We start from the raw sequence: 8,383 nt of genomic DNA, 5'->3' as shown, positions 1-8,383 counted from the left end.
TCGCCGCGAGCGCCCAGAACATCAAGAAAATAGCGATGGCGCTCACGAAAGCACCCAAACCCGCCTGGGGATGAGGAAACGAGGCTCATCTTATCTCCCGTTCACCCGCAAAAGACGACAATAAAACGTCATCATCCCGAAAAAGAAAAAACCCGCCGAAAATATCGACGGGTTTGTCAGCGGTCTGAGGCCGCTTAAACGCGGCCCCGATCTACTCTTATCCAAACAGCGGCCTCACGCCACCGCACGCGCCAGCGCACAATGCGACCAGAGCTGATGCAGCGCGCCGACGAGATGCTCGATATCGGCATCGCTATGCAGCGGCGTCGGGGTAATGCGCAGACGTTCGGTCTTGCGCGGCACGGTCGGATAATTGATCGGCTGAACATAGACGCCGTGATTGTCCAGCAGGATATCCGAAATCCATTTGCACTTGGCGGCATCGCCAACCATGACAGGCACGATGTGACTCGGGTTGTCCATATGCGGAATACCGCGTGCATCGAGAAGACCACGCAGCTTGCGCACCCGGTCCTGATGGCGGGCGCGCTCGAAGGGGCTCGCCTTCAGATGCTGGATCGAAGCAATGGCACCGGCAGCAAGAGACGGCGGCAGGGCCGTCGTGAAGATGAAGCCGGAGGCGAAGGAGCGGATGAAGTCGCAGACCGCCGTGGATCCGGCAATATAACCGCCCATTACGCCAAAGGCCTTGCCGAGCGTTCCCTCGATGATCGTCAGGCGATCCATCAGGCCTTCGCGCTCGGCAATGCCGCCGCCGCGCGGGCCGTACATGCCGACAGCGTGAACTTCATCGAGATAGGTCATGGCGCCATAACGGTCTGCCAGATCGCAGATTTCCTTGATAGGCGCGATATCGCCATCCATCGAATAAACGGATTCGAAGGCGATCAGCTTCGGCGCATTCGGATCGGCGGCCTTAAGCTTGGCTTCGAGATCTTCGAGATCGTTGTGCTTCCAGATCACCCGCTCGCAGCGGCCGTAACGGATGCCTTCGATCATCGATGCATGGTTGAGCGCATCCGAGAAAATGATCAGGCCTGGAATTTTCTGACCGAGCGTGCCGAGGGTGGCCCAGTTGGATACATAACCCGACGTGAAGATCAGCGCCGATTCCTTGCCGTGGAGATCGGCAAGCTCCCGCTCCAGCAGGACGTGATAGTGGTTGGTGCCAGAAATATTCCGGGTGCCTCCCGCACCCGCGCCACAGTGATCGATGGCGGCCTTCATGGCTTCGATGACTTTGGGGTTCTGGCCCATGCCGAGATAGTCGTTAGAGCACCAGACAGTAACGTCCTTGCGTTCGCCATTGGCGTTGTACCGTGTGGCGCGGGGAAAATTGCCCTGCTGGCGCTCGATATCTGCAAAAACGCGATAGCGTCCCTCGGAATGCAGGCTTTGCAGTTCCGTCGTGAAAAATGCCTCGAAGTCCATGCCATGCTCCAGAATTGACCAGATCGTTTTCTGCCTCGTCGCCGGGACCGTCAACCCTTGCGGGCCACATTAACCGCGTCTGCGTCAATTCGCCGTTGTTTTGAACCATTCCAATAAAGCGTTTATAGGCGCCTATGAAAAGCGCAAAATTGATTCACATCAAAAAAGCGGATTTTTGGAACCTTTTTTGCGCCGCGCCGTTGTTTGGGGCACAATCGATTTACGCTCGGAGGAATGCCTGCAAAGAGGAGGCTTCCCTAAACGACATCGAATTGTTAGTTATCTGTGGCGGTCGGAGGTAGCAGTCGCCGCAGATAAATATGGGACGCCTACCGAGCCACAAGAGCTCATTGTAACGTTGGAGAGAGTTTCATGAAAAAGGCAATCATATTTGCGCTGGTCGGCCTGTCGCTCGCAAGCTGCACGCAGACCGAAAAGGGTGCTTCCATCGGTGCCGTTTCCGGTGCGGTCATCGGCGGCGCCGTGACTGGCAACGTTCGTGGTGCGGCAGTAGGCGCAGCAATCGGCGGCGTGGGCGGCGCCCTCATCGGCAATGCTTCCGAACCGGGCTATTGCTATTATCGCGACCAGTACGGTCAGCGTTACACGGCGCGTTGCCGCTAATCGCTTCGCGAAATACCGTTGCACAGAAGCCCCGGTCACCCGGGGCTTTTTGCGTTATGGCAGGCAAAACACAAGCGCAAGGGTCCTCAAAGCAGTTTATTTATGATTAAATTGCACTGTTAACGGACAGGAAACGGGTTAGGGCGACAATAAAGGCTCAACCATAAAGCAGCTTATGCGAAGAACACGAACTAACCCGAAGACAGGTATTGCGTATCGGAAAGCTGGCACCGCGCTTGCGGTCGCCGTGACGTTCGCCCTGTATCCGGCGTTTACCCGTGATGCATTTGCCTTCAAACTGTTTGGCATGCGCCTCTGGGGTTCGGAAGAACCGGAAGTGGAGGTTATAAACCCTGTCAAATTCACCGTCACGCTTGATGCCGGGGACGCCGATAAATCCCTGAAAAACAGCCTGGAAAACAGCTCGCTCCTCCTGGCTGACAAGGACAAGCCCACCTCCGGCGATCTCGGACTTTTGATAAAGGCAAGAGACGACAGGGACAGGCTGATCGCGGCGCTTTATGAAAACGCCCGTTATGGCGGCATCGTCAATGTTACCGTCGCCGGCAAGGATGTGGATAGCCTGCCGCCCAATCCTGTGTTCGATCATTCCGCTCCCGTACCCGTGGTGATCACGGTTTCGCCCGGCCCGGTTTTCAAACTTGGAAATGTACGGCTGGAAGGCGATGTGACCGGCCGTAACCTTGAGGAATACGGCCTGATAGCCGGGGGTGACGCCGGTTCTCTCGCCATCATCCGCGCCGGCAACAAGCTGATCGATGACCTGAAGGCCGAAGGCCGTCCGCTTGCGAAGCTGACGAAACGCGAGGCCGTCGCCAACCACGCGACGAACACGGTGGACATTACCATGGCGGCTGAAGGCGGTCCCGTAGCGCCCCTCGGCACGGTCACCGTCACGGGTGAAAAAACCGTCGACGGCGATTTCATCCGCCGTTATTCGCGCCTCAATGGCGGCGAACCCTATTCGCCGGAAAAACTGCGCAAGGCCGCCGACCGGCTGCGGCAGCTCGGCGTCTTTTCCAGCCTGACGATCAAGGAAGCGGGAACACTGGCGCGCGACGGCACCATTCCGCTGACCATCGAGGTTTCTGAAGGAAAGCACCGCTATTTCGGCGTCGGCGCACAATACTCAACCACGGAAGGCATCGGCCTTCAGGGTTATTGGGGCCACCGGAACCTGTTCGGACAGGCGGAATCGCTGCGTATCGAAGGTTCGGTTTCGCGCATCGCCGAAGCATCGAGCGTCGATGGCATGGATTATTCGGCGGGCATTACTTTCACCAAGCCCGGCATGTTCAATCCGCGAACCACCTTCAAGACCAGCCTGATTGCCAAGACCGAACACCCCGATACATACGACGCCAAGACAGTGACGGGCACAGCCGGTTTCGCCTACGAGCTCAACGATACCGATACAGCCGCAGCCGGCCTTGAGGTGCAATGGGCCGATACGGAAGACGCATTCGGCAAAAACGAATACCTCACCACCTCCATCCCGCTGGAATTCGTTCGTGATACACGCGACGACAAGCTCAACCCCACCGAAGGCTTCCATGCCTCGCTGGCTGCCAAGCCTAGCTATGAAGCGCTGAACGGCACCTTCTTTTCCTCGTTCGAAGGCTCCATCTCGGGCTACAAGGGGATTGGCGCCGAAGACCGGCTGATCATGGCCGGAAAGCTTTCCGGCGGCGTGCTCGTCGGCGGCAGCGATCTGCAGGACATTCCCACCACAAGGCGCTTTTATGCCGGTGGCGGCGGATCGGTGCGCGGCTACAGCTATCAGGAAATATCGCCGTATAATGCCGCTGGCGACGCGACCGGCGGCCGCTCCTATGTCGTCGGCTCCATTGAGGCCCGCATCACGGTCACCGATACAATCGGCATCGTGCCATTCATCGACGCCGGCGTGGTTTCGGATGAGGTGACCCCTGATTTTTCCGATATCCGGGCTGGCGCCGGTATCGGCCTGCGTTACGCGACGCCCTTCGGGCCTCTGCGTCTTGATGTCGCCATGCCGCTCGACAAATATGACGGCGGCAACAGTTTCGGCATTTATGCTGGCATCGGTCAGTCTTTTTAAACGCCGCAGTCGAACACCCTTACAACAGAGTGTAGATTATCCTTTATGAAAACGTTGATTCGATTGCTGAAATGGCTGGGCTACGCTGCTTTATGCGGCGTGGTGCTGGTGTTGCTTGCGGTTCTGTTCGTCGGTTTCACGCCGATGGGCGCGAGAATTGCCGCAAAGCAGATTTCATCGCTCGTTTCCACACCCGATCAGGTAATCGATATTTCTCCCCCGAGCGGCCTTTTGACCGGCCGCCTGCGGCTCGACAATGTCACTCTTTCAGACCGGCAGGGACCCTATGCGCGCGTGAACCAGATCGCCGTCGACTGGTCGCCGCTTTCGCTGCTTGCCGGCACCTTCCATGCCGACCGCGTCTCGGCCGGATCGATCGATGTCGAGCGCAAACCGCTTGCGGCGGAACAGACATCGACCAAAAGCTCCGGTAACTCCTCGTTGCCGATCGAAATCGCCGTCGACAATTTCAGCCTTCCCGATATCAGCCTTGGCACGCCGCTTCTCGGCCGTCCCTTCGACCTGAATGCGGAAGGCAGTTTGACGGCTGCGCAGGACGATATGCGGCTATCGCTCACCGCCCATCGGCTCAATGCGCCGGATGCGGAGGTGAATGCCGACATCGCCTTCCTTCCGAATGAAAACGTCCTGAAGCTGAAAGCGGAGATGAAGGAGCCCGAAGGCGGTCTTCTCGCCACGCTGCTTTCGCTTCCCGGAACACCTGCGGTGGCGATAGACCTCAACGGCGAAGGCCCGCTTTCCAACTGGACAGGAACGCTGCGCGGCAATGTCGCCGGCAACCAAGTCGTCAACGTCACCGGCCGCCATCTTCTTGCTGATGATGGCACCCGCCGTATCGAAATTGCAGGCGGTGGTCAGCCCGATCTGCTTCTGCCTCCGGCCTTCCGCCAGCTTTTTGCCGGCGAGACAAAGCTCGACGCAAACGCCGCGCTTTCCCCGCAGGGCCGCATCGAAATCGGCAGCAGCACGCTGGAGACCGGCACCCTGCTGTTGACGGCGTCAGGCACGGTCGATCCGAACGGTCAGAACGATCTCGCCGCCAATCTCATCGGCACCGCCGGCCCCGTGGATTTTCGTTGGCCGCTGGAGAATGGCGAGGTTCAGGCCCTCATCAACGGCCTCGATCTTTCCCTCAAAGGTGGCGCAGACGCCGCGCATCTCAACACGACGGTATCGTTGCGCAGCCTTTCCCTGCCGCAAGGCAGGCTCGATGACGTCAAGCTGACGGCCGAGAGCGCCGATCTCAACATTGCCAACCGCAGCGGCACGATCGCGACGGTCCTGTCCGTGGCGCAATCCTCCTTCGTCAGCCCCGATATCGACCGGCTGGTGCGGGCGCCCCTCACCGTCAAGGCGCCGCTCAGCCTCACCTCTTCCGCCATAGGCTTTGATGGCGCGACGCTGGAAAGCGCCAGTGTCGGCGGAACGCTGAGCGGCAGTTTCGATCTCGCCGGCAATCGCCTGACCTCCAGCGTGCAGCTCTTCGCGCTGCCCGCCACCCTTCCACCGGTTCTCGCGGAAAAGTTCGACACCACCATCGCCCTCCAGGGCGATGTCGACGTGACCATCGGCGGACGCACCAGCCTTGAAAACCTCGTCGTCAAGTCGGGAACGATCGAAGCAACCGGTAATGTCGGCCTCGAAAACGATACATTGAGCGCCAGCCTGACGGGTAAATTTCCCGCTCTTGAAAAACTGACGCCACAGGCGAAGGGCGTCGCCGATTTTGCAATCGAGGCCAGCGGCGCGCTGACAGCACCGGATTTCAACGTCACCCTGAGTTCCGAAAGCGCAATCCTTGCCGGCCGAACACTCGAATCGCTGAAGGTCAATGCAACGGGCAAGGCCGATCCCGCCGCGCCTCAGGCAAAGCTCACCGCCAGCGGCAGTCTCGACCGACAGGAGATCGACGCCAATGCCGATGTGGTGCAGACCGAAAACGGCACGGCTATCCCCGAGCTGCACGTGGCAGTGGGACGGAATATCTTGAACGGACAGCTGCAATTCTCGCAGCAATTCCTGCCATCGGGCAATCTCTCCTTCAATTTCCCCGACCTTGCCCTTCTCGCCGCCCTCGCCGCGCAGCAGGCGGACGGCGATATTGCTGGCGATATCGCCCTGAGCAACGCCAATGGCCGGATCGCCGCAACGATCAAGGCCAATGGCGGCAGCATCCGTCAGGGCACAACAACGATCTCCAAGCTCGCCGCCGATATTTCCATCGATGACCTTCAGGCTCTCGCCATCAATGGCAAGGTCAGCGCCGATAGCGTCAATGCCGGCGCCGCCGCTATATCAGGCCTGAATGCCACCATCGGCCATTCCGGCACCACGACGCAGTTCGACGTCAACGGCCGTTACGACAACGCGCCACTGGTGGTGAAGGGCAGCGCCGAGACCGGCGGATCGCCGATGACGGTGCGCGTCGACGCCTTTTCGGCCGCCCCCAAGGGCATTGCGGTTCGCCTTGAAAAACCGAGCACCATCGCCATCCAGAACGGCACGGCCCGCATCTCCGATCTGACCGTCATCACGGGTGAAGGACGCGTCGAGGTCAACGGCACCGCCGGGTCGACGCTCGACATCAATGCCGATATCCGTTCGCTGCCCGCCAGTCTCGCAAATGCCTTCGCCGCCGGGCTGGATGCGGCAGGCAGCATCTCCGGCACGGTGACGGCCAAGGGAGAAGCATCGAACCCCGCGGTCGAATACAATCTGAACTGGACCAATGCCGAGGTCGCGCAGACACGCGCGGCGGGGCTCGCTGCGCTCGGCATCAAGGCGAACGGTCGTTTCGCCGGCGGCACCTTGCAGATCGACACCAATGTATCCGGCCAGGGCGGCATGTCGCTTTCCGGCGGCGGCTCGCTCGGCATCGCCGGCAATCGTCCGCTTTCCATGGCGTTTTCCGGCAGGCTGCCCTTCTCCGCCGTCGCAGCACAGACGGCAGCGCAGGGTCTTGACGTCAACGGCACGGCCGCCATCGACGTGAAGATCTCCGGTAGCGCTTCCGCACCCGTCGTTACCGGCAGCATTACCACCGATGGCACGCGCCTGACAGACGTGCGGCGGAACCTGACCATCAACGATCTGGGCGCCACCATCACCTTCGACCGCGACCGCGCCGTTATTTCGCGACTAACGGGCAAGCTGGCAGGCGGCGGCACGATCTCGGGAACCGGCAGCGTCGGCATAGCCGGTGGCTCAGGTTTCCCCGGCGATATATCGATTACTCTTAATCGTGCCGGTTATAATGACGGCACGCTGGTGACAACGGTGGTAAGCGGCACGCTGACGCTGAAAGGCCCGCTGCTGAATTCCCCCGTACTGGGCGGCAACCTGACACTGGACAGAAGCGCCATCACCATTCCGGAAAAACTTCCGGCCTCGCTGACGGAAATCGATGTCAAGCACAAGAACGCCCCCCCGAAGGTGCGCGCTCAGGCCAAGGCGCTCGGAGCCGATCAGGGCGGCAGCGGCAGTTCGTCCACCATCAATCTCGATTTGCAGGTGAACGCACCGAGCGGTATCTTCGTGCGCGGACGCGGTATTGATGCGGAACTGACCGGCAGTCTGACCATCCGTGGTACGGCAGCCGTTCCTGTCATCTCGGGCGGCTTTGAAATGCGTCGCGGCCGGTTGGAAATCCTCACCCGCCGCCTCGATTTCACGACCGGCAATATCACCTTCGGCGGGGGCCTCGTTCCGGTTCTCGATATGAAGGCCGACTCGACGGTGGGGTCGACCACGGTCACTGTGTCGGTGTCCGGCAACGCCAATGATCCGGCCTTTGCTTTCTCCTCCGCGCCCGCCTTGCCGCAGGATGAAGTTATGGCGCAACTGATCTTCGGCCAGTCCATGTCGAAACTCTCGGCTTTGCAGATCGCGAGGCTGGCCGATGCAGCCGCACAGTTGGCCGGCGGACGTTCCACTTCGCTGTTTGACAAGCTCAGAAGCAATCTCGGTGTCGACGACCTCGATATTTCGACCGATTCCGAAGGGCAGGCCCGCGTTTCCGCCGGTAAATATCTCAACGAAAGAACGTATCTCGAGCTGCAGCAAAGCGGCGAATCCGGCGCAAAAGCCATCATCAACCTCGATGTCGGGCGGGGCGTGAAGCTGCGCGGAGAAGCGGGCGGCAATGGCGAAGGCGCAGCCGGCATATTTTACGAGAAGGAGTATTAG

Annotated in this window: 4 protein-coding genes; 3 read left to right on the top strand and 1 reads right to left on the bottom strand. The window is 60.0% G+C overall.

Going from position 1 to position 8,383, the window contains the following annotated elements; genetic code table 11:
- Window positions 1–234: 234 nt before the first annotated feature.
- Entirely contained in the window at window positions 235–1,452 is a 1,218-nt protein-coding gene (gene hemA / locus PL597_RS12720) for a 5-aminolevulinate synthase (RefSeq protein WP_142912987.1), read from the bottom strand.
- A gap of 372 nt (window positions 1,453–1,824) precedes the next feature.
- On the opposite strand from hemA, the gene PL597_RS12715 reads away from it, so the two are divergent.
- The 3 genes from PL597_RS12715 (at window position 1,825) to PL597_RS12705 (ending at window position 8,383) form a co-directional block, all read left to right on the top strand.
- Window positions 1,825–2,076, top strand: a complete 252-nt coding sequence (locus tag PL597_RS12715; RefSeq protein ID WP_004443753.1) for a YMGG-like glycine zipper-containing protein — start codon at window positions 1,825–1,827, stop codon at window positions 2,074–2,076.
- 175 nt (window positions 2,077–2,251) lie between these two features.
- A complete protein-coding gene (locus tag PL597_RS12710) occupies window positions 2,252–4,177 on the top strand; it encodes an autotransporter assembly complex protein TamA (protein ID WP_271365292.1) in 1,926 nt (641 codons plus the stop codon).
- A gap of 45 nt (window positions 4,178–4,222) precedes the next feature.
- Window positions 4,223–8,383, top strand: a complete 4,161-nt coding sequence (locus tag PL597_RS12705; protein WP_271365290.1) for a translocation/assembly module TamB domain-containing protein — start codon at window positions 4,223–4,225, stop codon at window positions 8,381–8,383.

It is taken from the genome of Agrobacterium sp. ST15.13.013, assembly GCF_027956525.1.
GTDB classification, from domain to species: Bacteria; Pseudomonadota; Alphaproteobacteria; order Rhizobiales; family Rhizobiaceae; genus Agrobacterium; species Agrobacterium salinitolerans.
This window is presented reverse-complemented; position numbering and strand designations above follow the sequence as displayed.